Origin of the sequence: Pseudomonas sp. MOIL14HWK12:I2 (assembly GCF_000510745.1) — a bacterium.
In the GTDB taxonomy this organism is placed as follows: Bacteria; Pseudomonadota; Gammaproteobacteria; order Pseudomonadales; family Pseudomonadaceae; genus Chryseomonas; species Chryseomonas oryzihabitans.
The window spans coordinates 298,294-323,471 of record NZ_AZOA01000008.1 but is presented as its reverse complement, the minus strand read 5'-3'; the positions used below and the strand labels follow the sequence as shown (position 1 = coordinate 323,471).

Below are 25,178 nucleotides of genomic sequence, written 5' to 3'. Positions count from 1 at the left end.
AACGGTTACAGCGATCTGCATTCAGAGCCTGACGGCGGCCTAGGGTTTCCGATCCAGCCGGCGCAAATGACAGGTCACTTCCTCGCGGTCGTGGTAGAGCTGCTTGCAGCCGATGGTGACGCGCTGGCCGCGAGCGGCGAAATGCGCGTGCAGCCGCTCGAGGATACCGGCCACTTCGCGATAGCGCTGTTTCATCGGCAGCTTGAGATTGACCACCGCCTCGCGGCAATGACCCTCGCCGATCCAGCGTTCGATCAGGGCCGCGGTGCGCGCGGGCTTCTCGACGATGTCGCAGACCATCCAGTCGACCGGGTGCTTGGGCACGAAGGCGTAGCCGTCGACCTGCAGGTGCTCGACGAGGCCGCTGTCCATCAGCGCCTCGTTCATGGGGCCGTTGTCCACCGCCGTCACCAGCATCTCGCGGGCCACCAGCTGCCAGGTCCAGCCGCCCGGGGCGGCGCCCAGATCCACGGCGCGCATCTCGGACGACAGCCGCGTCTCCCAGTCTGCACGGGGGATGAAGTGGTGCCAGGCCTCTTCCAGCTTGAGGGTCGAGCGACTGGGGGCCTCGCGCGGGAATCTCAGCCGCGGGATGCCCATGGGCCAGAGCGCGGCGTTGTCCGGTTCGACCAGGCCGACGAAGACCTCGCGCCCGCTGAGAAAGGTCAGCTGCAGGCGTGGCGCCCGGGCATCGTCCACCAGGCGGCCGGCCTTGCGCAGCGCCAGGGTCAGGGGGCGTTCGAACTTCTTGCAGAAGGTGGAGAGCGCCTTGCCGTCGTTGGTGTCGGGCATCTCCAGGGCCAGGCTGCCGCAGACGGGATAGTCCGCCAGCAACTCGAGCAGCGGACCGATGCGATCCTGCTCGGGCAGGCTGAGAAAGGCGCCACGCGACCACTGGCGGGGAAAGATCAGCTCGGCGAAGCTGAGCTGCTGCATCAACCGCGCCGCGTCCGCCGCGTCGCCGCAGACGAATTCGGCATAGGCCGCACCCGGCTTGCCCTTGGCGTAGCCGGCCACGCCGAGCAGCGCCGCCCGTTCGCCGAGCTCGGCGCAGACCTCGCCTTCGAATCCGGTACGGCACAGCAGCAACAGGGTATTCACGACAGGGCTTCCTCAAGGGGTCACGCAGGGCGCGCACTATACCCCAGCGCGCCCACTGGGGAACGCCGGCGGCGCCTATCGGTCCAGTACTACACCTAGAAAAATCAGTCCGCCCAGCGCTGGTTCGGCTCTCTTTCACCTTTCGAGGCCCGAACGGCCAGCGGGCAACCGTCGAAACGTCGATTAGGAGACCCCTGATGCCAGCCCTGGACAGCCTCAATAGCCTCAAGACCCTGCAGGTCGGCGAGCGCACCTATCACTACTACAGCCTGCCCGATGCGGCCAAGACCCTGGGCAATCTCGACCAGTTGCCCAAGTCGCTCAAGGTGCTGCTGGAGAACCTGCTGCGCTGGGAAGACAACCAGACCGTCACCGGCGAAGACCTCCAGGCCCTGGCCGACTGGACCAAGACCCGCTCCGCCGACCGCGAGATCCAGTACCGCCCAGCGCGGGTGCTGATGCAGGACTTCACCGGCGTACCGGCGGTGGTCGACCTGGCTGCCATGCGCGAAGCTGTGGCCAAGGCCGGCGGCGATCCGCAGCGGATCAATCCGCTCTCCCCCGTCGACTTGGTGATCGACCACTCGGTGATGGTGGACCGCTACGCCAGCGAGAACGCCTATCACGAGAACGTCGAGATCGAGATGGAGCGCAATGGCGAGCGCTACGCCTTCCTGCGCTGGGGCCAGAACGCCTTCGACAACTTCCGCGTGGTGCCACCGGGCACCGGCATCTGCCACCAGGTCAACCTGGAATACCTGGGCCGCAGCGTCTGGACCAAGGACGAAGACGGCCGCACCTATGCCTTCCCCGACACCCTGGTGGGTACCGACTCCCACACCACCATGATCAATGGCCTGGGCGTGCTGGGCTGGGGCGTGGGCGGCATCGAGGCCGAGGCGGCCATGCTCGGCCAGCCGGTGTCCATGCTGATCCCCGAGGTGGTGGGCTTCAAGCTGACCGGCAAGCTGCGCGAGGGCATCACCGCCACCGACCTGGTGCTGACCGTGACCCAGATGCTGCGCAAGAAGGGCGTAGTGGGCAAGTTCGTCGAATTCTTCGGCGACGGCCTGGCCACCCTGCCCCTGGCCGACCGCGCCACCATCGGCAACATGGCCCCGGAATACGGCGCCACCTGCGGCTTCTTCCCAGTCGACCAGATCACTCTGGACTATTTGCGCCTGTCCGGTCGCCCCGAGGAAACCGTGCAGCTGGTGGAGGCCTACACCCAGGCCCAGGGCCTGTGGCGCAATCCCGGCGACGAGCCGGTGTTCACCGATGTGCTGGAACTGGACATGGGCGAGGTCCAGTCCAGCCTGGCCGGTCCCAAGCGGCCCCAGGACCGCGTGCTGCTCGGCGAGGTCGCCAAGACTTTTACTGACTTCACCGCGCTGGCGCCGAAAAAGGCCGAGGCCGCCAAGGTCGGCAGCAGCGTCGAGGTCCAGGTGAATGGCGAGACCTTCCAGCTGGAAGACGGCGCCGTGGTCATCGCCGCCATCACCTCCTGCACCAACACTTCCAACCCCAGCGTCATGATGGCTGCCGGTCTGCTGGCGAAGAAGGCCGCCGAGAAGGGCCTGATGCGCAAGCCCTGGGTCAAGTCGTCCCTTGCCCCGGGCTCAAAGGTGGTGACCGACTACTACAACGCCGCGGGCCTCACGTCCTATCTCAACGACCTCGGCTTCGACCTGGTCGGCTACGGCTGCACCACCTGCATCGGCAACTCCGGTCCGCTGCTCGATCCGATCGAGAAAGCCATCCAGGACGCCGACCTCACCGTAGCCTCGGTGCTGTCCGGCAACCGCAACTTCGAAGGCCGGGTGCATCCCCTGGTCCGGACCAACTGGCTGGCGTCGCCGCCGCTGGTGGTGGCCTATGCCCTGGCCGGCAGCGTGAAGGTCGACCTGACCCAGGAGCCGCTGGGCACCGGCAACGATGGTCAGCCGGTCTATCTGAAGGACGTCTGGCCCACCCAGCAGGAAGTGGCCGACGCCGTGCAGAAGCTCGACACCGCCATGTTCCACAAGCAATACGGCGCCGTGTTCGACGGCGACGAGAAGTGGCAGGCCATCCAAGTGCCGGACGCCGAGACCTACGTCTGGGACGCCGACTCCACCTACATCCAGAATCCGCCGTTCTTCGAGGGCATCGCCGGCGATCCGCCCCGCATCGCCGACATCCACGACGCCCGCATCCTGGCGCTGCTGGGCGATTCGGTCACCACCGACCACATCTCCCCCGCCGGCAACATCAAGAAGGACAGCCCCGCCGGCCGCTACCTGGCCGAGCATGGCGTGGACTACGCCGACTTCAACTCCTATGGCTCCCGCCGCGGCAATCACGAAGTCATGATGAGAGGCACCTTCGCCAACATCCGCATCAAGAATGAGATGCTCGGTGGCGAGGAAGGCGGCAACACCTTCCACGTGCCCACCGGTGAAAAGCTGTCGATCTACGACGCGGCCATGAAATACGAGCTGGAAAACACCCCGCTGGTGATCATCGCCGGCAAGGAATACGGCACCGGTTCCTCCCGTGACTGGGCGGCCAAGGGCACCAACCTGCTGGGCGTGAAAGCCGTTGTCGCCGAGAGCTTCGAGCGTATCCACAGATCCAACCTGGTGGGCATGGGCGTGCTGCCGCTGCAGTTCAAGGACGGCGTGGATCGCAAATCCCTGGGGCTGACCGGCAAGGAGAAGATCGCCGTGCTGGGCATCGACGGCGTCGAATTGCGTCCGCGCATGCCGCTGACCCTGGAGGTCACCCGCGAGGACGGCAGCCGCGAAAGCGTGGAAGTGCTCTGCCGCATCGACACGCTCAACGAGGTGAGCTACTTCAAGGCCGGCGGCATCCTGCACTTCGTGCTGCGGGAGTTCCTGGCCAAGCCGGCGGCTTGAGGTCACGCGCCCCGGTCACGCCGACCGGGGCAACCTCTCACTTCTAGCATAAGCGTTCGCGCCATCTGGGCTCGAACGGCGGGACTCCACCAGGACGCTCTGGCTGATAACGCACAGGCTTTCAGCTAAACTTGTGAGTGACCTGTGAGAGGTATCCTCATGCCCCAGCCCAATCTGGATAGGAAACGCCGCTACTTCGTACGCATGCGGCAGGCCAACTATGCAGCCAGCTTGAAACTGGAAGGCTTCGACCTGAAATCTGACGTCCCGGAAACCGTGGGGAAAGATAAGCACGCCCTACTTGCGCACTACCGACGTCTGAGCCAGGCGCAATGATCGATAAGTACGGAGCCAGCCAGGATCCGTACTGCTATCCCGGTACCACGACCTTACGCAACCTGCTCGACATCCGAGATGATGAACTCCTGGCTGCAGCCGAGCGCGACCTTTCTCGCCTCGCGGCCAGCAAGTTGACGTTCGAGCTACCGCCCTACAACCTTGACTATCTGTGCCAGTTGCATCGACTGTTGTTCCAGGACATTTACCCCTGGGCTGGCGAACTGCGCACCCTCGACATTGCCAAGGACAGCACCCGCTTCTGTACAGTGCGCCGGCTGGTACCCGAGGCCAGCAAGCTGTTTTCCAAACTGCAGGCCGAAAACTGGTTCGAAGGGCAATCTCGTGACGTACTGATCGGGCTGAGCGCCGAGCTCTACGGCGATCTGAACATGGTGCACCCTTTCCGCGATGGCAACGGCCGTGCCCAGCGCCTGCTGTTCGAGCATCTCATCATCAATGCGGGCTACGAGATCGATTGGTCACTGGTGACGCGCGATGAATGGATAGCTGCCAATATCGACGCCGTCCACTGCGACTACCTTGCACTGGAACAAATATTCTCTCGCTGCATAGGCTCAGCTATCGAGTGAGTGGCCTCAGCCCTCTAGTAAGCCTTGCGCTCCTCGCCCAAACCCCTCGACCACTTCCTGCAACGCCCCGAGAAAGGGCGGATGGATCAGCCACAGCTGGATCTCCGGCTTGAAGTCCTTCAGCGGGATCGCGGCCAGGCGGTCGCGGTGGGCGCTGCGGGCCAGCAGCGGCGCTGGGACCAGGCCGAGGCCCTGGCCGTCGGCGACCAGACCGAGCTGGAGTTCGGTGCCGTAGGTCTCCAGGTTGATGCGCAGCGCCTGGCCCTGCTCGGCCAGGGTGCGTTGCAGACTGGAGCGAAAACCGCAGCCGTCGGGATTGAGCACCCAGCCCTGGCCCTGGATGTCGGCCAGCCGCTGCGCCCTGCCCGGTACCTGGTCATGGGCACCGACTACCTGCAAGGGCATGGCGCCCAGTGGCCGGGCCTCGACGCCATCGGGAAACACCTTGTTGGCCGGAAACAGCACCAGGGCGCCGTCCAGCTCACCCTGCTCGATACGGTTGACCAGCACGCTGCCCCAACCCGTCGCCACCTGGGTGCGCAGCTCCGGGTAGCGGGTGCGGATGTCTTTCACGGCCTCCAGCAACAGCGCATCGCCCAAGGTCTGGGGTACGCCCAGGCGCAGCAGCCCGGAGGGCGGCGCATCGCCCGCCACCCGCTCGCGCAGGGCGTCCATCTCGCGCAGGATGGCACGGCAATGCCCATAGACCTCCTGCCCCAGGCGGGTCGGCTTGAGCGGCTTGGTGTGGCGGTCGAGCAAGTCGACGCCGAGGTCCTGTTCGAGACTCTGCAGGCGGCGGGTGATGGCCGGCTGGGTGAGCCCCAGGGACAGGGCAGCGGCATTGAGGGAGCCGCTGCGAATCACCGCGACAAAGGCTTCGATATCGTCGGTCTTCATGAGGAGGCGTCTGACTTCCCGTTGCTGGACATGCGCCTCAAGCATAACGCAAGGCCGCCTCCGTGGGTGTCGTACTCAGCGTTGCGCGGTCTGCGCCGGGGGTTCCAGGGCTGCCTGGAAGCCGTCGTAAAACAGGCGACTGGCCTCATAGCCCTTGACCAGCCCTTCGCCGGCAAAGAAGTCGACGGTGCGCTGGGCCTGGGCGATGGCCGCAGGAGTCACCGGTCCGATAGCGGTGCGCGCCCGGGCGAACCAGGCCTGGGCGATGGCGGCGTCGGCACGGGTACGCTCGGCCCAGGCGCTGGCGTAGCGCGCCGTGTGTTCGGGATCGGCATTGGCCCAGGTCCGGGCCTGCTGCAGCCGCCGGAGAAAATCGGCGATGGCCTGGTGCCGGGCGACATCGTTCAGCGCACCCTGACTGGCCACTACGAAACTCTGCGCGGGGATCAGGCCCTCGGCGGTGGTGAGCACCCGGGCGCCGTGGCGCTGGGCCTGGGTGACATAGGGTTCCCAGGTGGCGATGGCGTCCACCGAGCCGCCTTCCAGGGCATGGGAGGCGTCCAGGGCGTTGAGATAGCGGAAGTTCACCTGCTCGCGCGGCACCCCGGCGCGGTCCAGCGCGGCCAGCGCCAGCTGCTGGCTCCAGGAGCCCTTCCAGATGGCCACCGTCTTGCCCTGCAGATCCGCCAGGCTATGGATGCTGGAGTCGCCGCGCACCAGCACTGCCACCCCTTCCAGGCTCTGGCGGCTGATGCCGACCACCCTGATCGGTGCGCCCAGGGCACCGAGGAACAGCGGCGGCGCATCGCCCAGCAGGCCCAGGTCGAGGCTGCCGACATTGAGCGCCTCGGCCACCGGCGAGCCGGCGGTGAATTGCTTCCATTCCAGTTGATACGGCAGGTCGCTCAGGACGCCGGCGGCTTCCATCACGGTACGGGTGTTGTAGATCTGGTCGCCCACCACCAGGGTGGTGGCCAGGGCCTGGGTAGCGGCCAGCAGGCCGAGGGTGAGGCCGACGAGGGTCTTGCGCAGCATGGAAATTCCTCAGGTGTAGGCGCGGATGTCGGGATATTGGCTGTTGACCGCATAGCGCCCGACCTCCAGCACCTTGTAGGCCAGGGGGTCGTGCAGGCTGTGGGTGCGCACGTCGCGCCAGAAGCGATCGAGGCCCAGGCGGTTGTGGGTGGCGCGGGCGCCCAGGGCATCGAATACCCGGGTGGTGACGTCGAGGGCGGTACGGGCGGCCAGCACCTTGGCGCTGGCCGCGGCGATGGCCGTCTCGCCGCGCAGCTCGGCGGTGAAGGCATCATCGGCGGCCAGCAAGGCGTCCACCTGCCGCGCGGCCACATCGGCCAGGGCCACGGCGCCCTGCAGGGCGATCCAGAGTTCGCCCACCTGGCTCAACACCAGTTGATCCTCGCTGGCGCTGGCGGCGAGGGAATGCACCCAGGGTCGCGCCTCGGCGTGCAGATAGCGCCGCGCCTCGCGCAGGCCGCCCTGGGCGGCGCCCAGGTAGTATTGGGTGAAGGCCGACTGGTTGACCGGGGTGCGGATCACCGCGGCGAAGTCACCCGCGTCTTCCAGGTCGCAGACCTGGACCTCCTCGGCACTGGCCCAGACGTCGTCGAGGGTGAAGCTGCCGCTGTCGCTGCGGGCCACGCCGAAGTGGTCCCAGTCGTCGGCATAGGCCAGTCCCGGCCGGTCCGCCGGCAGGGTGACCATCAGGCGCGCCCCGCTCTCTCGATCGCGGGCGCTGATGGTGAGCCGATCGGCGAAGGCGGCGCCGCTGCAGAATCCCTTGCGCCCGGTCAGGCGATAGCCGCCGTCAGCACTCGGCGTGGCGAGGATGTCGTCATCCCGTGGATTGACCACCCCGGCCAGCCACAGCCGGCCTTCGGCGATTTCCGCCAGCAGGCGGTCACGCCGCGGCTGGGGCTCGCGGCGCAGGTTGATGGTGTTAAGTAGGTGATAGCCGAAGAGCAGGCCCACCGAGCCGTCACCGGCAGCGATCTCGCGCAGCACGCGCATGGCCAGCGACCAGGGCTGGCCGGCACCTCCGAGCCGCACAGGTATGACCAGGTTGGTCAGGCCGCTGTCCTTGAGTCGTTGCAGCTGGGCATCGGGACGAATGCGGTCGCGCTCGTCGGCCACCACCCGGGCGGCGAACTCCGCGCCGATCTCGCGGGCCAGCGTCAGCCAGCCCTCGGCATCCTTGGATGTGCTCATCTAGTCCTCCAATGGGCCGAGGCCCAGGTGATCTCTCAGGGTCTCGCCCTGGTACTGGCGCCGGAACAGCCCGCGACGCTGCAGGTGCGGCACCACGCTCTCGCTGAACTCGACGAAGGAACCCGGCAGGTAGCCGGGGGAAATCACGAAGCCGTCGCAGCCACCGGCTTCGAACAGCTCGGCCAGCTGGTCGGCGATCTGGGCACCGGTACCCACCAGTTGCGGTACGCGGACGCTGGCGGCGTAGCTGCGACCCAATTCGGCCAGGGTGGTGCGCGACCCCAGCGCCAGCAGCTTCTCGGCAGCGGGCGGCGGCAGGTCGGCGACCTCGACCACCTCGCCCAGGGCGGTATCCAGGGTGAAGCGCGACAGGTCGATGTTGAGCTGGGAGCAGAGGGTGATCAGCCCCACTTCCGGTTGCGCCAGGGCGTTGTGTCTTTCCTGCTTGGCACGGGCCTCGGCTTCGCTGCCACCGATGAAGGGCATCACCGAGGTAAGGATCTTGCACCCATCCGGCGAGCGCCCCTGCTCCAGCACCTGGCGGCGGACGTCGTCGCGAAAGGCACGCATGGCGGCGAGATTGGGCTGGATGGTGAAGATGGCCTCGGCCCAGCGCGCGCCGAAGCATCGGCCGCGGCCGCTGGAACCGGCCTGGATCAGCACCGGGCGCCCCTGGGGACTGCGCGGGATATTGAGCGGTCCTTCCACGCGGAACCAGTCGCCCTGGTGATCGAGGGCGCGCACCTGCGCGGGGTTGGCCAGCACGCCGGCGGCCCGATCCAGGCGCAGCGCGTCGGCTCCCCAACTGCGCCACAGCTTGACGGCCACCTCGACGAATTCGTCGGCGCGGTCGTAGCGCAGGTCGTGCTCCAGGTGGCGCGCTTTGCCGAACAGCCGGCCCTCGCTGTCGTTCATCGAGGTGACGATGTTCCAGGCCGCGCGCCCGCGGGACAGGTGATCCAGAGTGGCGAAGGCCCGCGCCACATGAGCCGGCTCGTAGTAGGTGGTGGAGCGGGTGCAGCCCAGGCCAAGACGACGGGTATGGGCCACCAGGTAGGAAAGCAGCGGCAAGGGGTCGAGCCGGGTGGCGTCCTGGGCGCCCAGGCGCAGGGCGGTCTCCCGCGAGCCGCCGAGCTGGTCGCCCACGGCCAGGCGGTCGGCGAAGAACAGGAAGTCGAACAGCCCTTCCTCCAGCGCCTTGGCCGCACGCACGTAGTAGTCCGGGTCGAGAAAGTCGCCCTGGGTCTCGGGATGGCGCCAGACGGCATGGCTATGGACGACCGGGCCGGCCAGCAGAAAGCCGGCGAGGTGCAGTTGACGGCTCATCGGCTGGCCTCCCGGGGCGTCTGCAGATAGCGGTTGAAGCTTTGGTCATAGAGCGGCTTGACGTCGTAGGGCTGTTGCAACACTCCGGCCTTGACCAGGAAATCGGCGGTCTGCTGGCCGTCGGCGAGGGTCTGGGCGCTGATTGGCTCGACCCAGGTGGCGTCGCGGCGGAACCAGCTCTCGGCGATGGCCGGATCGGAGTTGTTGCGCCTGGCCCAGGCCTGGGCATAGACGTCGACGTGGTCCCGCGCCCAACTGCGCGCCCGCTGCAAACGGGCGACGAAATCGCCGATGGCGGCGCGGTTCTCGTCCAGGTGGCCGGTGTTAGCCACCACATAGACTGGAGCCGGCATCAGGTCCTTGGCGGTGACCAGCACCCGTCCGCCCTGGCGTTCCACCATGCTGACATAGGGCTCCCAGGTCGCGGTGGCATCCAGGGTGCCCTGGCTTACGGCGGCGACCGCCTCGGTGGGCATCAGGTAGCTGTAGTGCGGCGCATCGCTGGGCAGGCCGGCCTGCTCCAGCGCCGAATAGACCAGTTGCTGGCTCCAGGAGCCCTTCCAGATGGCCACGCGCTTGCCAGCCAGGTCCGCCACCGTCTTGATCGGCGAATCCTTGCCGACCACGATGGCGGTGCCGTCCGGGCGGTTGCGGGTCACCGCCACTACCTTGACCGGGCCACCGCGGGCCGCCAGGGCAATCACCGGGGTGTCGCCGACGATGCCCAAGTCGATGGAGCCAACGTTGAGCGCCTCCACCGCCGGCCCGCCGGCGTTGAATCTCTTCCACTCGATCTGGTACGGCAGATCCTTGAGTTCGCCGGCCTGCTCCAGCAGGGTGCTGCTGTAGTAGAACTGGTCACCGATGGTGAGGGTGACCGCCTGGGCCAGGCCGGCGGAGGTGCCGGCCAGCAGGCCGGCGGCGAATAGCAATCCCTTGATCACGAAGGCGTCTCCTCGAGGGTATCGGGAGCGCTCCGTGGGTACGGTCGCGCGGTGAGTTGGTCAGAAAGTTTCAGCCGGTGCGACGAGCGCCGGCCAGGCGCGCGGCGACCTTCTCCCGGGTCAGGGGAATCAGCTCGCGACCGTATTCGACGGCGTCGTTGAGCGGATCGAAGCCGCGGATCAGGAAGCTGTCGACGCCCAGGTCGTAGTAGTCCAGCAGGGCATCGGCCACCTGCTCGGCGGTGCCCACCAGGGCGGTGGAGTTGTGGCCACCGCCGACCAGGGCGGCGATGCCAGTCCAGAGCCGGCGATCTACCCGGTCGCCCAAGGCCACGGTATCGCGCAGGCGCTGGGCCCCGACCGCCTCCGGCTTGGCCGGATGTACGGCGCCTTCTGCGGCCAGGCGCGCCTTGGCCTGTTGGCGGATGGCCTCGGCCTTGGCCCAGGCGGCCTCCTCGGTATCGCCCAGGATCACTCGGAAGGAGACGTTGAACCTGGGGGTACGGCCGTGGCGCGCCGCCTCGGCGCGGACCGCGGCGATGGTCTCGCGGGTCTGGGCCAGGGATTCGCCCCAGAGCGCGAAGACATCGGCGTGCTTGCCGGCGACCCGCAGGGCGGCGGGCGAGGAGCCGCCGAAATAGACCGGCAGGCTCGGCTGCTGCAGCGGCTTGATGGCGGAGAAGCCGTTCGCCACCCGGTAGTGCTCACCCTCGTGGTCGAAGGGCTGGGTGCTGGTCCACTCCTGGCGCACCACGTCGAGGAATTCCTCGGTGCGGGCGTAGCGCTGGTCGTGGTCGAGCCAGTCGCCGTCCTTGCGCTGCTCCCCGTCGCTGCCGCCGCTGATGATATGCACCGCCAGGCGGCCGTCGAGCAGATGGTCGAGGGTCGCCAGCTTGCGCGCCGCCACCGTCGGGGCGACGAAACCGGGCCGGTGGGCCAGCAGGAACTTGAGCGTCTGCGTCGCCTGCCCCGCCAGGGCAGTAACCAGGAAGCCATCGGGCTGATCGGACCAGTAGCCGACCAGGATACGGTCGAAGCCGGCCTGCTCGTGGGCCTGGGCGAAGCGGGTGACGTAGCCTTTGTCGAAGATGGGACCGGAGGGGGCGATGATCTCGGAGGTGAGGCGATGACCGATCATGCCGAGGAATTGGATGCTCATGGTGGTGAATCCCGTGCCGAGGTAAGGGGAGGCCTTCTTGGAAGGCGTTGGCTGGGGTCCACCTTAGGTAGCCAGGGCATAAGAAGGAAATTCCTTATGCGCATATCCTAATTCGAGTTTTATTTACTGTGCGCATTTAAGGCAGATAGTGCGGAGCTTCCTTTTCTTCCGCGACGACACCGTAGCGTGGAAAACGGCGCAGCCTTTTCCACTGCAGGATCAGGTGTGGAAGCGCCCTCACCCCAGCCCTCTCCCAAAGGGAGAGGGGGTGGTCCGAGTAAGGTTGGAGCTCCGTAGCGTGGAAAACGGCGTAGCCTTTTCCACTGGAGGACTTCGCTGCGAAGGGCGCCCTCACCCCAGCCCTCTCCCAAAGGAGAGGGGGTGGTCCGAGCGAGGGTCGAGCTCCGTAGCGTGGAAAACGGCGCAGCCTTTTCCACTGGGGATCGGGTGCGAAGGGCGCCCTCACCCCAGCCTTCTCCCAGGGGGAGAGGGGGTGGTCCGAGTGAGGGTCGAGCTTCGTAGCGTGGAAAACGGCGCAGCCTTTTCCGCTGGAGGACTTCGCTGCGAGGGGCGCCCTCACCCCAGCCCTCTCCCAGGGGGAGAGGGGGTGGTCCGAGTGAGAGTTGAAGCGACGTTGCCCGTGCAGATCCTGCAATTTGTTGGGCTTCGACGATAAGGCCGTCTCAACCCAACCCATGGTGCTATTCCGTAGGTCGGGTTGAGCGCAGCGAAGCCCAACAAAAAGGCGCCAGACCCTACCGCTGCATGCCCCACTTCTTCACCGTCAGCCGTTCCAGAGTGGCGAAGACCAGGCCCTCCACCAGCAGGCCGATGATGATCACCGCGGCCAGGCCGGCGAAGACGCGGTCGGTGTAGAGCTCGTTGCGATTCTGGAAGATATACCAGCCCAGGCCGCCCTTGCCGCTGGAGGCGCCGAACACCAGCTCGGCGGCGATCAGGGTGCGCCAGGCGAAGGCCCAGCCGATCTTCAGGCCCGAGACGATGGCCGGGAGCGCCGCCGGGATGAGGATCAGCCCGACGTACCGCAGGCCCTTGAGACCGTAGTTGCGCCCGGCCATGCGCAGGGTGTCGGAGACGCCGAGAAAACCCGAATAGGTGTTGAGCGCCATGGGCCAGAGCACCGAATGCACCAGCACGAACACCAGGCTGTTCTCGCCGAGGCCGAACCAGAGCAACGCCAGGGGCAGCAGGGCGATGGCCGGCAGCGGATTGAACATCGAGGTCAGGGTGCCGAGCAGGTCGCGACCGAACTGGGTGGAGACGGCCAGGGCGCTCAGCGCCAGGGCCAGGACCACGCCCAGCAGATAGCCCTTGAGCAGGGTGCCGAGGGAGATGGCGACCTTGGCCGGCAACTCGCCGGTCGCCAGGCCATCCCAGAAGGCCGCGGCGGTCTGCAGGAAGCTGGGCAGCAGCAGGTCGTTGCCCTGCCAGCGGGCGGCCACTTCCCAGGCCAGCATCAGGATCGCCAGGATCACCAGCTTGCGCAGCCAGGCCTGGCTCCACAGGCGCGTCGCCAGGGGTAGCTCGACCGCCAGCGGCAAGTCGTCGAGGGGCGCGAGGTCCCGTTGGTATTCGGCCCGCACCGGGGGCTGTCGAGTCATGGGTCTACCTCGAAACTAGTAGGAAATGCGGCCCTGGACGATGGCCTGCTGCAGGCGCAGGCGCTCGTCGGCGACCTCCGGTGGCAGGGTCTGGACGTCGTCGGGGAACAGCAGGTTGTGGATGCGCAGTGCGGTGCTCTGGAATTCGGCGCCGCCGAAGTCCTCGAGGCCGAACTGGTGGCAGTTGAGTTCCGCGCGGACCCTGCCCGGATGGGGCGACAGGAGCAGGATGCGATTACCCACCACCAGCGCCTCTTCGATGGAATGGGTGACGAACAGCAGGGTGAAGCGCACCTCGTCCCAGAGCGCCAGCAATTCTTCCTGCATCTTGCGCCGGGTCAGGGCGTCCAGGGCGGCGAAGGGTTCGTCCATCAGCAGGATCTTGGGCTGCATGGCCAGGGCGCGCGCGATGGCCACCCGCTGCTTCATGCCGCCGGAAAGATGATGCGGATAGGCATCGACGAAGCGCGCCAGGCCGACCTTGTCCAGGTAGTGCAGCGCCCGCTCGCGCGCCTCGCCACGACTGGCCTGGCGACTGGCGAGCAGCGGGAACATGGTGTTCTCCAGCACCGTCTTCCACGGCGGCAGCTGATCGAATTCCTGGAACACCACGATGCGATCCGGTCCCGGGCCCTTGATCGGCTGGCCTTCCAGACGGATCTCGCCATGCAGCGGCGGCAGAAAGCCCGCCACCGACTTGAGCAGACTGGACTTGCCGCAGCCGGACGGGCCGAGCAGGACGAAACGGTCGGCGCCATGCACCTCGAAGGATGCCTGGTGGGTGGCCCGCACCCGGCGCTCGCGGGTGCGGTATTCGAGGTCGAGATCCTGCACCTGCAGCAACGGCTGGGTCTGCGCCAGGGTCAGGTGCGGGCGGGAAGCGAGAGGAGCGGTCATGGTCGTCTCCTCCCTCAGAAAGGCGCATCGCCCTGGATGGTGGTGCGATACAGCTTGCGCCTCATATGGTTGGGGCAGCCGGCCGCCAGATGCAGCAGCGAGCGATTGTCCCAGAACACCAGATCATGGGGCTGCCACTGGTGGCGATAGAGGTGCTCGGGCTTGACGCTGTGGGCGTACAGCTCGGCCAGCAGCTCGCGACTCTCGTCTTCCGGCAGGCCGACGATATGGGTGGTGAAGCCCTCGCTGACGAACAGCGCCTTGCGGCCGTTCTCCGGATGGGTGCGCACCACCGGATGCACCACCGCCTTGACCTCGGCCAATTGCGCGGCGGTCAGGGTCGGCCGCCAGTTGCCCTCGAACTTGGGCTTGGCATAGGTGGCGGTGTAGGAATGCTCGGCCTGCAGACCGTCGAGCTGGCGCTTGAGCGCCTCCGGCAGGGTGTCGTAGGCCAGGTGCATGTTGGCGAAGATCGTATCGCCGCCCTCCTCCGGCAACTCCTGGGCATGCAGCATGGAACCCAGGCTCGGCAGCTCCTTGTAGGAGAGATCCGAGTGCCAGAACTTGCCGGCGTCGCCCAGGCCGATCGGCTGACCGTCTTCGACGATGTTGGAGACGATGAGGATCTCCGGGTGGCCGGCCAGGTGGAACTGCTTGAGCACATGGATCTGCAACTCGCCGAAGCGGCGACTGAAGGCGATCTGCTCCTCGGGGGTGATGCGCTGGTCGCGGAACACCACCACATGGTGGTCCAGGTGAGCGCGATGGACGCGGGCGAAGTCGTCGCCATTGAGCGGCCGGGCCAGATCGATGCCGAGGATCTCGGCACCCAGGTTGCCGAAGGGACGGATCTCGAAAGTCTGGCCGGCGGCCGGACGGGGGGATGCGAGAGTCATTGGAGTTTTCTCCTTGGTGGTCCAGCTCAGCTGCCGGGACGCTCGTGGGCTTCGGGGAAGAAGTAGTCCTGCCAGGAGGCAGCCTGGTGTTTCAGCACGCCCAGCTCATGCAGCTTCTGGGCGTAGACGAAGGTGCGCTGTGGTTCGACGGTGAAGTCGATCTCCGGGTCCTCGACGATGCGCTGCACCAGGGCCAGCGGCAGCTTGGAGTTCTCCACGCGGATATAGGCCTCGGCCGCGGCCGCCTTGTTGGCGCGGATGAAGGCGGCGGCTTCCACCAGGGCGTCATAGAAGGCGCGGTAGGTCTTGGGATTCTCGTCGTGGAATTTCTCGGTGGTGTAGAGCACGTTGAAGGTGCCCGGTCCGCCGAGGACGTCGTAGCTGCTGAGGATGCGGTGGACCCGGGGATTCTCCAGCGCCTGGTACTGGAATGGCGGGCTGGAGAAGTGGGTGGTGATCTCCGCGCCGCCCGCCATCAGGGCGGCACTGGCATCGGGGTGCGGCAGACTCACGCTGATGGCATCGAATTTCCTGAACTGGGCGTCGCCGAAGACCTTGGCCGTCTCGATCTGCAGGGTGCGCGACTGGAAGCCCACGCCCGCCGCCGGCACGGCGATGCGATCCTGGTCGGTCAGATCCTTGATCGACCTGACCTCGGCGCGATTGCTCAGCAGGTAGTTGGGCATGGCGCCCAGGGCGGCGATGGCCTTGACGTTCTGCCGTCCGCGGGTGCGATCCCAGACGGTCAGCATCGGCGGCACCCCGGCGGAGACCACGTCCAGCGAGCCGGCCAGCAGCGCCTCGTTCATGGCGGTGGCGCCGGAGATGCTGTTCCAGTCCACCTGAATGTCCAGGCCGGCGGCCTTGCCGTGCTTTTCGATCAACTGCCGATCGCGCACCACGTCGAGGATCAGATAGCCGATGCCGAATTGCTGGGCGATGCTGATCCTGCCCTCGGCGGCGGCACCGCCCGCGAAGCCCAGGGCACCCACCACCGCGGCGATCGCCGCCAAGCCCTTCCCTACCCTGCTCATCATCCCGCTCCGGGCCGACTGGCCATCCGAAAGCGTTATAGGCTAATGAGCTGTTATAACTTTTGGTAAAGACGGAATTTGACTAACGATATGCAGTGACGGCGCAGCTCAGGTGCGCCGTCACTTGGGAGCTGCCATGGAGCGGGTCCAGGGCAGCTGGCGAAGCTCAAGCCGTGACGGTGCGCCGCGCCAGCAACTGACCCACCGCCAGCACGAAGACCGCGCCGACCGCCCCGGCCGCATAGGGTACCCAGTGCACATCGGCAAAGCCCAGCCAGCCCTGCAGCAGTTCGTCGCTGGCGATCAGCTTGCCGGCGATCCAGCCCAGCAGCGCCGCGCCGGCCACCACCAGCCAGCGAAACCTTTCCATGAGCTTCAGGATGAGCTGGCTGCCGAAGATGATGATGGGAATGCTGATGAGCACCCCGGCGATGGCCAGGCCCAGGTGCCCCTGGGCGGCGCCCGCCACGGCGATGACGTTGTCCAGGCTCATCACCACGTCGGCCACCATGATGATCCAGATGGCCTGGCCCAGGGTGGTACCGGCCTTGACGTTGGCCTCGTCCTCTTCGGGCATCAGCAACTTGATGCCGATCCACAGCAGCAGCACGCCTCCGACCACCTTGAGCAGCGGCCAGCCCAGCACATAGCTGGCGACGAACAGCAGCAGGATGCGCAGGATCACGGCGCCGGCGACACCGCCGAGAATGGCCTTGCGTCGTTGCGCATCCGGCAGGCGCCGGCAGGCCAGGGCGATCACCACGGCGTTGTCGCCGCCGAGCAGGATATCGATGATGACGATCTGCAGGAGACCGGTGAGAAAGGCGGGATCGGACAGGGTGGCGAGCAAGATCGACCTCGAAGCTAAGGGTGCTGGGACAGGCATTGGGCAGCAGGAGCCGTCGATGATTTCATCGGGCCCCTGCCGCGGCGCCAAGAATAGCGCCCCAAGCTGTCATCCAGCCGACGAAACGGCGCCGCGGATCGATTCCGCCTGGCGCCGGGCGGCCCTTCAGCCGCCCGTCGAGGGCGCGCCGATCCGCACGTCGCCCTGCCCGCTGGCCGCCAGCGCGCGGGCTACCAGGCCGCTGCGCAGTTGCTCATCGAGAAAGTCCTGCACGAAGGCCGCTGCGGCGGCGCGCCCCTTGGGTACGGCCATGGCCTGGCGGATTTCGGTGAAGCTGTCGGCCAGCACCCGATAGCCCGGATGAGCCACGGCATAGGCTTCCAGGGGTTGGCGCACCCCGGCGGCGGCGTCCAGGCGCTGATCGACGAACCAGTCGATGGCCGCTGGCGAGGTGGGCGCTCGCACCAGCTCCGCCTGGGTCAGGGTGCGACTGAGATAGAGGTCATAGGCCGCGCCCTGCCCCACGGCGATGCGGCGCCCGGCCTGGTCCAGCTCGGCCACGCCCTGGGCCGGATCGTCCGCGCGCAGCAGGTAGGTGCCCTCGATGATGACATAGGGTTCGCTGAAGGCGATCTGCGCCGCGCGTACCGGTTCGATGGCGAGAAAAGCCAGGTCCCAGGCGTCTTCCTGCAGCGCGGCAAAGACTTTGCCGGCGGCGTCATGGGTCGTGAACTGCACCGGCACGCCCAGGCGCTCGGCCAGCGCCCGGGCCAGGGCCACCGAGACACCGGCCGGCTCGCCATCGGCGCCGCGTTGCGCCAGCACCGGATTACCGTAGTTGATCGCGGTGCGAAGAACGCCCTGGGGGGCCAGTTCGGCCAATACCGCTGCGGATGGGCTCATGGAAGCTCCTTGGAGGGGTCGACTGTCGGGGTGCGGCTGGGGCTCGCCGCGGCCATCCGATACTGCCCGCTCGCGGGCGATTGCGCACGCCTTCGTCGACCCTTCCGTGCTCGTTGCCTCACACCCTGAGCCGCTGCAATTCCCCATAGGCCTCGGCGGCCTGGGCCAGCAAGGCGGGGGCTCGCCTTTCACGCGGATGGGGCGCCGCCACGGCGAAGCGGCGCTGCACGCGGGAGGGCGCGCCGCCCAGGACCAGGACGCGGTCGCCCAGGTAGAAGGCTTCGTCCAGATCGTGGGTCACCAGCAGCACGCCGATGTGATACCGGGCCACCAGGCGCAGCACCAGGTCCTGCAATTGCCAGCGGGTGAAGGCGTCCACCGCGCTGAACGGCTCGTCGAGCAACAGCAGCCGTGGGCGACCATAGAGTCCGCGGGCGATGGCGACCCGCTGGGCCATGCCGCCGGAGAGTTGCTTGGGCAGCAAGGCGCCCTGCCCCTCCAGCCCGACGTCACTGAGCAACTGCGCCGTCCAGGCACGATCGAAGCGCGCGCCGTCGGCGAAACCGACATTGGCGGCCACGTCCAGCCAGGGCATCAGCCGCGGCTCCTGGAACACCACGCCGACGCCCTGGCTAGCCGCGGCCAGGGTCATGTGGCCACTGAAGGCGTCGTCCAGCCCGGCGGCGATGCGCAGCAGGGTGCTCTTGCCGCAGCCACTGGCACCCAGCAGGCTGACCACCTCGCCGGCGGCCAGGGTCAGGTCGACGCCCTCCAGCACCCGACGCCCGGCAAAGGTCTTGCCGATGCGTTCGAGAGACAGCAGGGGTTCGCTCATCACTGACCACCCTGGTAGGTGTCACGCCAGGCCAGCGCCCGACGTTCCAGGCGCAGCAGCAGTTCGTCACTGAGCTTGCCGAGCACCGCCAGCACCAGGATGGCGGCGATGACCACGTCCGGTCGCGAGGTCTCCCGACCGTCGCTGAGCAGGTAGCCCAGGCCGGCGGTGGCGGCGATCAATTCGGCGGCCACCAGGAACATCCAGCTCATGCTCAGGGCTCCGCGCAGGCCGGTGAACAGACTGGGCAAGGCAGCCGGCAGCAGGATGCGGCGGATCAGCGCCGGGCGTGACAGGCGATAGAGGCGCCCCACTTCCACCAGGCGGCGATCGACGTCGCGGATGCCGCTGACCAGCGCCAGGTACAGTGGAAAGAAGGCACCCAGGGCGATCAGCACGATCTTGGGCGTTTCATCGATACCCAGCCAGAGCAGCAGCAGGGGCACCCAGGCCAGGCTGGGAATGGCGCGCAGCGCCTGGAACAGCGGATCGAGATAGGCCTCGGCGCGGCGCGACAGTCCGACCCAGGCGCCGATCAGCAGCGCCAGACCCGCGCCCAGGGCGAAGCCACTGGCGACCCGCGCCAGACTGGCCGCCAGGTGCCGCCACAACTCCCCTTCCCCCAGCAGCCACAGGGTCCGCAGCACCTCGCTCGGCGGTGGCATCTGGTAAGCCGGCAGCCAGCCCAGGCGCACCACCGCTTCCAGCGTCACCACCAGCCCCAGGGGCAGCACGGCGCCGCGCCAGCGGCCACCCGCGCCGCGGGCGGGTCGGGCGGCCTGGACCAGCGGCGCGGCCTGGGTCAGTTCATCACTCACGGCGCGGTCGCCTTGGCCACGGCGGGTTCGGCCTTGATCACCGCCTGGGCCAGCGCGGGCTGGACCAGGGCATCGACCGCCGCGACAGCGTCCACGCCGGGGCGTACCAGACCTTCCTCAGCCAGCAGCGGCGCGGCGCCCTTGAGCGCGGCGACGAATTGCGGACCGGGCAGCGGCTGGCTGAAATCGGTACGGGCGAGCTGGCGCTGGGCGACTTCCAGCGGCAGGCCGGACGCCTTGGCCAGCAACTCGGCGGTCTCCTGGGGATGGGCCAGGGTCCAGTGGCGCGCGTCCTCATAGGCGCCCAGCACCGCCTTGACCAGCTCCGGCTGGGCCTTGGCGAAGGCCTCGGTGGTGCTCAGCACGCCATAGCTGTTGAGGTCGAGATTGCGATAGAGCAGGCGCGAGCCCGCCTGCAATTCGCTGGCGGCCATGTGCGGATCGAGCCCGGCCCAGGCATCCACCTGGCCGCGCTCCAGGGCGGCGCGACCGTCCGGGTGCTGGAGATGGACGATGTCCACGTCGCCCTTCTTCAGGCCCGCCTCGCGCAGGCTGCGCAGCAGGAACAGATAGGGATCGGTGCCCTTGGTCGCGGCGATTTTCTTGCCCTTGAGATCGGCCAGGGACTTGAGCGGCGAATCCTTGGGCACCACCAGCGCGGTCCATTCCGGGCGACTGGCGAGATAGAGGGTTTCAATCGGGGCGCCATTGGCGCGGCTGAGCAGCGCTGCGAGCCCCGCGGTGGAGGCGAAATCGGTGCTGCCGCTGTTGAGGTATTCCAGCGAGCGATTGCTGCCCTGGCTGAACACCCAGCGCACGGCGATGCCCTGCTCGCCAAGGCGCTTTTCCAGCAGACCCTGCTCCTTGAGCACCAGGCTGGTGGGGGCGTAGTAGGCGTAGTCCAGGCGGACTTCCTTGGGCGGTGCGGCCTGCGCCAGCAGCGCGCTGCCGAGCAGGGCCAGACCGGCGGCCCAGCGTAGCGTGGTCTTCTGCATCTCGAGTTCCTTGTCGACTAGCGGGAGGTCAGGGGGGCGCTGGGGGTCCAGAGGTCCACGGCGCTCGCGTCCACCGCAGTGGGCAGCAACCTGGCGGCGTGAAAGGCATCGGCGATGCGCTGCTGCTCGCCGAGGGCGGCGCGGCTGACCGGCTGGACATCGTAGGTGCGGCGGCCGTTGGCCAGCTCGACGGTAGCCTCGTCCAGGCGACCCCACTGCGGACCGAGAATCCGTGCCGCCTCGGCGGGGTGTTGCTTCACCCACTGCCCCGTGTGCTGCAGCTCGGCGAACACCAGGCCCAGCACCTCGGGATGAGCCTGGGCATAGGGCGTGGCGGCCAAGTAATAGCGCTGGTAGCTGGCCAGGCCCTCGCCCGAGGCGAGGATGCGGACGTGCTGCTGGCGCTGGGCGCTGGCGACGAAGGGCTCCCAGGTCACCCAGGCATCCACCTTGCCATTCTCCAGGGCGGCGCGACCGTCCGCCGGGGTGAGATAGGCCGGCTGGATATCGGCGAAGGTCAGCCCTGCCTTCTGCAGGGCGGCGATCAGCAGGTAGTGGCTACCGGCGGCCTTGGTCACGGCGATCCGCTTGCCCTTGAGATCGGCGAGGGCGTGCAGCGGCGAGCCCTCCGGGACCAGGATGGCCTGGGCCTGGGGCGATGGCGTTTCCCGGGCGAAATAGGTGAGCTTGGCGCCCGCCGCCTGGGCGAACACCGGCACGGTATCGGCGACGTCGGCGGAGAGATCCACATTGCCGACGTTGAGAGATTCCAGCAGCGGCAGGCCGCTGGAGAACTCATGCCAGCTGACGGTGATGCCCTTGGCTGCCAGATCCCGCTCCAGGGTGCCTTGCTCCTTGAGCAGCACCAGCAGGGTGGAGGATTTCTGGTAGCCGATACGCAGGCTGGTATCGGCCTGGGCGGCGCAGGCGAGGCCCAGCAGACCCAGGGCGAGCAGCCCGCGGCGGAGACCTGCGCGGAACGAATAGCGGATAGCGGCCATGAATGCCTCAGCGAGCGGCGAATGAATGGCCGCCACGATAAGGAATAAGCAAAGGTCAGATTAATACCGATTTGGAATTTGGTTAGAGGCGACTGCCGTACCAAGACAGCCCTAACGTTATTCCGAAAGGCTATTTAAAGCCTTGTCTTTCTGAAAGCTAACGTATAACCACCGGACCACCGGATCTCTCCTTTCGCCTTGAACCCGAGGATCCCATGGCTGTGCTCCGGACTCTTATCCCCATGGGGGCGCCCGCCCCATGACCGCTCCCGCCAAGCAGGTGCTGCTCAACGCCTTCAACATGAACACCGTGGGCCATATCAACCATGGCCTCTGGACCCATCCGCGTGACACCTCCAGCCGCTATCACACCCTCGGCTACTGGACCGAGCTGGCCCAGCTGCTGGAGCGCGGCCTGTTCGATGGGCTGTTCATCGCCGACATCCTGGGCGTCTACGACGTCTACGGCGGCAATGTCGACCTGACCCTGCGCGAATCCATCCAGCTGCCGGTCAACGACCCCTTCCTGCTGGTCTCGGCCATGGCTGCCAGCACCCGGCACCTGGGTTTTGGCCTCACCGCCAACCTCACCTACGAGCCGCCCTATCCCTTCGCCCGCCGCCTCTCCACCCTGGATCACCTGAGCGAAGGCCGAGTTGGCTGGAACATCGTCACCGGCTACCTGGACAGCGCCGCCCGCGCCATGGGCCTGGACCGGCAGATCGCCCACGACCGTCGCTACGACCAGGCCGACGAATACCTGGAAGTGCTCTACAAGCTGCTCGAAGGCAGCTGGGCCGACGATGCGGTGGTCCGGGATCGCGTCCAGCGGATCTATGCCCGCCCCGAGCGGGTGCGCAAGGTCGCGCACCATGGCGAATTCTTCGATGTCGAGGGCTATCACCTCTGCGAGCCCTCGCGGCAACGCACCCCGGTGCTGTTCCAGGCCGGCTCCTCGGACCGCGGCCTGGCCTTTGCCGGGCGCCATGCCGAATGCGTGTTCATCTCCGGGCAGGACCAGGCCGCCACCCGCGCCCAGGTCGACCGAGTGCGGGGCGCGGCAGTGGCCGCCGGCCGCCGCGCGGATGACGTCAAGCTGTTCATGGGCCTCACGGTGATCGTCGCCCCCACCGCTGCCGAAGCCCGCGACAAGCACGCCGAATACCTGCACTACGCCAGCCCCGAGGCCGGGGTCGCCCACCATTCGGCCTCGGTGGGCATAGACCTCGCCGCCTATAGCCTCGACGAACCCATCCGCCCGCAACGGACCGAGGCCATCGAATCGGCGCTCAAGCGCCTGGTCGCCAAGGACGCCGGCTGGACCCGCCGCAAGCTGCTGGAGCAGCACGCCCTCGGTGGCCGCTACACCGCCCTGGTCGGCGATCCCGGGCAGGTGGCCGACGCCCTGCTCGGCTGGATCGACGAAACCGGGCTGGACGGCTTCAACCTGGCCCGCACCGTCACGCCCGAGTGCTATGGCGACTTCATCGACCTGGTGATCCCGGAGTTGCAGAGCCGGGGTCGCTACAAGACCGCCTATGCCGACGGCAGCTTCAGACACAAGCTGTTCGGCCGTGGCGACCACCTCGACACCCGCCATTTCGGCAGCCGTTTCCGCCAGGCCTGACCATTCAAGGACGCCCCATGACCCGCCTCAAGCCCCTGCTCTTCGCCCTCGGCCTCTTCAGCACCGCAGCCTTGGCCGCGCCGCTCAAGATAGGCACCACCGCCGCCTTCGCCCCGCCACTGGAAGTCGCGGTGCAGGAGGCCAAGGCTGCCGGGGTGGACGTGGAGATCGTCGAATTCAGCGACTGGATCGCCCCCAACACCAGCCTCGCCAACCACGACATCGATGCCAACTACTACCAGCACATCCCCTTCCTGGAGAACGCCAAGCGCACCGCCGGCTATGACCTGGTGGCGGTGGCGCCGGGGATCATCAACAACGTCGGGCTCTATTCGAAGAAGTACCGCACCCTGGCCGAGATCCCCAAGGGCGCGCGGGTGGCCATCGCCAACGATGCCATCAACGGCGGCCGTGGCCTGTTGCTGCTGGAGAAGGCCGGCTTCATCACCCTCAAGCCCGGCGTCGGCTACCACGCCACCCTGGCGGACATCACTGGCAATCCACGCGATATCCAGATCGTCGAACTGGAGGCCGTGCAGCTGGCCCGCTCGCTGGACGACGTCGACGTGGCCCAGGGCTATCCGCACTACCTGCGCCTGGCCAAGACCATAGATCCCAACCAGGCCCTGCTCTTCGATGGCCTCGACTACCCCGAGTACGTCATCCAGTTCGTCGCCCGTCCGGACAACAGGGACGATCCGCGCCTGGCCAAGCTGATCGACCTCTACCAGCACTCGCCCAAGGTCCGCGCCGCCCTGGACCAGGCCCACGGCACCCTCTACCAGCCGGGCTGGAAGGACTGACTGGCGCCCCATTCTGTTGGCGAGAACGGCACCTGGAGCGTCAGAGCTTCTCCACGACGAAGGCGCAGCGTCCACGGTTGCGCCCGCCGTCGGGCAGGTCCATGAATTCGTCGATGAGGATGCGCACGCCCTGCCCCAGCAGTAGGGCGCGCAGTTCCTCGGGCGGATGGGAGTCATAGAAGAACGGCTGGTCGAACATGGTATCGACGAAGGCATCCGCCGCCGAGCCGCCCGCCGTCAACATCAGCCGCCCCCCTTGCGGAAGCCCGGCGATCACCCGCGCCAGGAGCGTCGCGTGCCAGCGGCGCTCCAGATGGAACAGCGCATCCCACAGCAGCGCGCCCTGGTAGGGTTCGGCGCAGGCATAGGTTTCCAGCCGCGCCTCGATCCAGCGCTGCTTGGGAAATTCCCGCCGCGCATGGGCCAGCATGGCGGCCGCCTGATCGACCCCGAGCACGCGATGCCCCTGGGCGAGGATGGCGGCGGCGACCGGCGTGCCGGTGCCGCAGCCCAGATCGAGCAGGGTGGCGCCGGGTTCGAGCTTTTCCAGGAGCACCTCCAGGTAGCGACGCTCGTCGTCCCTGAGGCTGACCCGGGCCTGGCGAAAGCTGTCGGCGATGGCGTTGTAGGAGGTCTTGTTCATGGCGTGGGCTCCCTGGTCGTTCCGGGAGCTTAGCCCACCCCCAGGTAGGCCGCCTGCACCGTCTCGTGCGTCAGACCCATGCCGGGCACGCCGGACTGCACCACCCGCCCGCTTTCCAGCACGAAAGCCTGGTGGGCGTAGTCGAGGGCGATGGCGCTGTTCTGCTCGGCCATCAGCACGCTCAGGCCCTCCTCGCGGTTGAGCCGGGCGACGCTTGCGAAGATTTCCTCCACCAGCAGCGGCGCCAGGCCCATGGAGGGTTCGTCCAGCAGCAGCAGGCGGGGCCGCGCCATGAGTGCACGACCCAGGGCGATCATCTGCTGCTCGCCGCCCGAGGTCAGACCCGCCAGCTGCCGGCGCTTGCCGGCCAGGCGGGGAAACCAGGCATAGATGCGCTCCAGTTCCGCGCGCTGCGCGGCGCGCCCGAGGCGGCGGACGAAACCGCCACTGAGCAGATTTTCCTCCACGCTGAGTCGCCCGAAACAGTGGCGCCCTTCCAGCACCTGGACCAGTCCGGCACGGACCCGGGCATCGGCCGACTGGCCCGCGAGGTCCCGCCCCTCGTAGCGGATGGCGCCGCGGACCAGGGCGCCGCGAGCGGCGCCGAGCAGCCCCGAGAGGGCCTTGAGGGTGGTGCTCTTGCCGGCGCCATTGGCGCCCAGCAAGGCCACGATCTGGCCCTGGCCGACCTCCAGACTGACGCCATCGACGGCTAGGATGGCGCCGTCGTAACGGACTTCGATGGCTTCGACCGCCAACAAGGGGGTGGTCGTCATGG

The 25,178-nt window shown here is 67.5% G+C and carries 24 protein-coding genes; 5 read left to right on the top strand and 19 right to left on the bottom strand.

The window, feature by feature from the left end; translation table 11 throughout:
* Positions 1-39 precede the first annotated feature (39 nt).
* On the bottom strand, positions 40-1,101 hold the full coding sequence (gene rlmM, locus PSK12I2_RS0106655) for a 23S rRNA (cytidine(2498)-2'-O)-methyltransferase RlmM (RefSeq protein ID WP_027597770.1): 1,062 nt from the start codon (positions 1,099-1,101) through the stop codon (positions 40-42).
* A gap of 197 nt (positions 1,102-1,298) precedes the next feature.
* Between rlmM and acnA the strand changes: the two genes are divergently transcribed.
* The 3 genes from acnA to PSK12I2_RS0106640 all read left to right on the top strand — a co-directional run bounded on the left by acnA (position 1,299) and on the right by PSK12I2_RS0106640 (position 4,927).
* A complete protein-coding gene (acnA, locus tag PSK12I2_RS0106650; protein ID WP_027597769.1) occupies positions 1,299-3,998 on the top strand; it encodes an aconitate hydratase AcnA in 2,700 nt (899 codons plus the stop codon).
* Positions 3,999-4,157: 159 nt separating this feature from the next.
* Positions 4,158-4,334 carry a YhfG family protein gene (locus PSK12I2_RS24815; RefSeq protein ID WP_143008566.1) on the top strand — a complete coding sequence of 59 codons (177 nt, stop codon included), beginning with the start codon at positions 4,158-4,160 and terminating at the stop codon, positions 4,332-4,334.
* Positions 4,331-4,927 carry a Fic family protein gene (locus tag PSK12I2_RS0106640; RefSeq protein WP_027597768.1) on the top strand — a complete coding sequence of 199 codons (597 nt, stop codon included), beginning with the start codon at positions 4,331-4,333 and terminating at the stop codon, positions 4,925-4,927. The genes PSK12I2_RS24815 and PSK12I2_RS0106640 overlap by 4 nt, the downstream gene beginning before the upstream one ends.
* Positions 4,928-4,933: 6 nt before the next feature.
* Here the strand turns inward: PSK12I2_RS0106640 and PSK12I2_RS0106635 are convergent, their stop codons facing one another.
* The 16 genes from PSK12I2_RS0106635 to PSK12I2_RS0106560 form a co-directional block, all read right to left on the bottom strand.
* A complete protein-coding gene (locus PSK12I2_RS0106635) occupies positions 4,934-5,824 on the bottom strand; it encodes a LysR family transcriptional regulator (protein ID WP_027597767.1) in 891 nt (296 codons plus the stop codon).
* 75 nt (positions 5,825-5,899) lie between these two features.
* The gene (locus tag PSK12I2_RS0106630; protein ID WP_371100362.1) at positions 5,900-6,865 is read right to left on the bottom strand and encodes an ABC transporter substrate-binding protein; all 966 of its coding nucleotides are present in this window, start codon (positions 6,863-6,865) and stop codon (positions 5,900-5,902) included.
* Positions 6,866-6,868: 3 nt separating this feature from the next.
* Complete coding sequence (locus PSK12I2_RS0106625; protein ID WP_027597765.1) at positions 6,869-8,050, bottom strand: acyl-CoA dehydrogenase family protein; 1,182 nt, start codon at positions 8,048-8,050, stop codon at positions 6,869-6,871.
* The gene (locus PSK12I2_RS0106620; protein ID WP_027597764.1) at positions 8,051-9,376 is read right to left on the bottom strand and encodes an LLM class flavin-dependent oxidoreductase; all 1,326 of its coding nucleotides are present in this window, start codon (positions 9,374-9,376) and stop codon (positions 8,051-8,053) included.
* On the bottom strand, positions 9,373-10,320 hold the full coding sequence (locus tag PSK12I2_RS0106615) for an ABC transporter substrate-binding protein (RefSeq protein WP_027597763.1): 948 nt from the start codon (positions 10,318-10,320) through the stop codon (positions 9,373-9,375). The genes PSK12I2_RS0106620 and PSK12I2_RS0106615 overlap by 4 nt, the downstream gene beginning before the upstream one ends.
* Positions 10,321-10,390: 70 nt before the next feature.
* Positions 10,391-11,479, bottom strand: coding sequence for an LLM class flavin-dependent oxidoreductase (locus PSK12I2_RS0106610; protein ID WP_027597762.1), 1,089 nt, complete (start codon positions 11,477-11,479; stop codon positions 10,391-10,393).
* Positions 11,480-12,234: 755 nt separating this feature from the next.
* On the bottom strand, positions 12,235-13,101 hold the full coding sequence (locus PSK12I2_RS0106605; protein ID WP_027597761.1) for an ABC transporter permease: 867 nt from the start codon (positions 13,099-13,101) through the stop codon (positions 12,235-12,237).
* Between the two features lie 15 nt (positions 13,102-13,116).
* Positions 13,117-13,998: an ABC transporter ATP-binding protein gene (locus PSK12I2_RS0106600; protein ID WP_027597760.1), complete on the bottom strand. Its 882-nt coding sequence runs from the start codon at positions 13,996-13,998 to the stop codon at positions 13,117-13,119.
* 14 nt (positions 13,999-14,012) lie between these two features.
* Positions 14,013-14,894 (bottom strand): TauD/TfdA family dioxygenase, encoded by an 882-nt coding sequence (locus PSK12I2_RS0106595; protein WP_027597759.1) that lies wholly within the window; start codon positions 14,892-14,894, stop codon positions 14,013-14,015.
* 26 nt (positions 14,895-14,920) lie between these two features.
* The gene (locus tag PSK12I2_RS0106590; protein ID WP_256203952.1) at positions 14,921-15,928 is read right to left on the bottom strand and encodes an ABC transporter substrate-binding protein; all 1,008 of its coding nucleotides are present in this window, start codon (positions 15,926-15,928) and stop codon (positions 14,921-14,923) included.
* 166 nt (positions 15,929-16,094) lie between these two features.
* Positions 16,095-16,778, bottom strand: coding sequence for a TerC family protein (locus PSK12I2_RS0106585; protein WP_027597757.1), 684 nt, complete (start codon positions 16,776-16,778; stop codon positions 16,095-16,097).
* Between the two features lie 162 nt (positions 16,779-16,940).
* Positions 16,941-17,678, bottom strand: a complete 738-nt coding sequence (locus PSK12I2_RS0106580) for an ABC transporter substrate-binding protein (RefSeq protein WP_027597756.1) — start codon at positions 17,676-17,678, stop codon at positions 16,941-16,943.
* A gap of 118 nt (positions 17,679-17,796) precedes the next feature.
* Positions 17,797-18,513, bottom strand: coding sequence for an ABC transporter ATP-binding protein (locus PSK12I2_RS0106575; protein ID WP_027597755.1), 717 nt, complete (start codon positions 18,511-18,513; stop codon positions 17,797-17,799).
* Positions 18,513-19,319 carry an ABC transporter permease gene (locus tag PSK12I2_RS0106570; RefSeq protein ID WP_037007561.1) on the bottom strand — a complete coding sequence of 269 codons (807 nt, stop codon included), beginning with the start codon at positions 19,317-19,319 and terminating at the stop codon, positions 18,513-18,515. Before PSK12I2_RS0106570 ends, PSK12I2_RS0106575 begins: the two co-directional genes overlap by 1 nt.
* An 8-nt stretch (positions 19,320-19,327) precedes the next feature.
* Complete coding sequence (locus tag PSK12I2_RS0106565) at positions 19,328-20,326, bottom strand: aliphatic sulfonate ABC transporter substrate-binding protein (RefSeq protein WP_027597753.1); 999 nt, start codon at positions 20,324-20,326, stop codon at positions 19,328-19,330.
* A gap of 17 nt (positions 20,327-20,343) precedes the next feature.
* Positions 20,344-21,327 carry an aliphatic sulfonate ABC transporter substrate-binding protein gene (locus tag PSK12I2_RS0106560; RefSeq protein ID WP_027597752.1) on the bottom strand — a complete coding sequence of 328 codons (984 nt, stop codon included), beginning with the start codon at positions 21,325-21,327 and terminating at the stop codon, positions 20,344-20,346.
* Between the two features lie 259 nt (positions 21,328-21,586).
* Between PSK12I2_RS0106560 and PSK12I2_RS0106555 the strand changes: the two genes are divergently transcribed.
* Together PSK12I2_RS0106555 and PSK12I2_RS0106550 are read left to right on the top strand one after the other, a co-directional pair.
* A complete protein-coding gene (locus PSK12I2_RS0106555; RefSeq protein WP_027597751.1) occupies positions 21,587-22,954 on the top strand; it encodes an LLM class flavin-dependent oxidoreductase in 1,368 nt (455 codons plus the stop codon).
* A 17-nt stretch (positions 22,955-22,971) separates the two neighbouring features.
* A complete protein-coding gene (locus PSK12I2_RS0106550; RefSeq protein ID WP_027597750.1) occupies positions 22,972-23,757 on the top strand; it encodes a MetQ/NlpA family ABC transporter substrate-binding protein in 786 nt (261 codons plus the stop codon).
* 40 nt (positions 23,758-23,797) lie between these two features.
* On the opposite strand, the gene PSK12I2_RS0106545 is transcribed toward PSK12I2_RS0106550, so the two are convergent.
* A complete protein-coding gene (locus PSK12I2_RS0106545) occupies positions 23,798-24,400 on the bottom strand; it encodes a trans-aconitate 2-methyltransferase (RefSeq protein WP_027597749.1) in 603 nt (200 codons plus the stop codon).
* Between the two features lie 29 nt (positions 24,401-24,429).
* On the bottom strand, positions 24,430-25,176 hold the full coding sequence (locus tag PSK12I2_RS23755) for an ABC transporter ATP-binding protein (protein ID WP_037007551.1): 747 nt from the start codon (positions 25,174-25,176) through the stop codon (positions 24,430-24,432).
* Positions 25,177-25,178 lie beyond the last annotated feature (2 nt).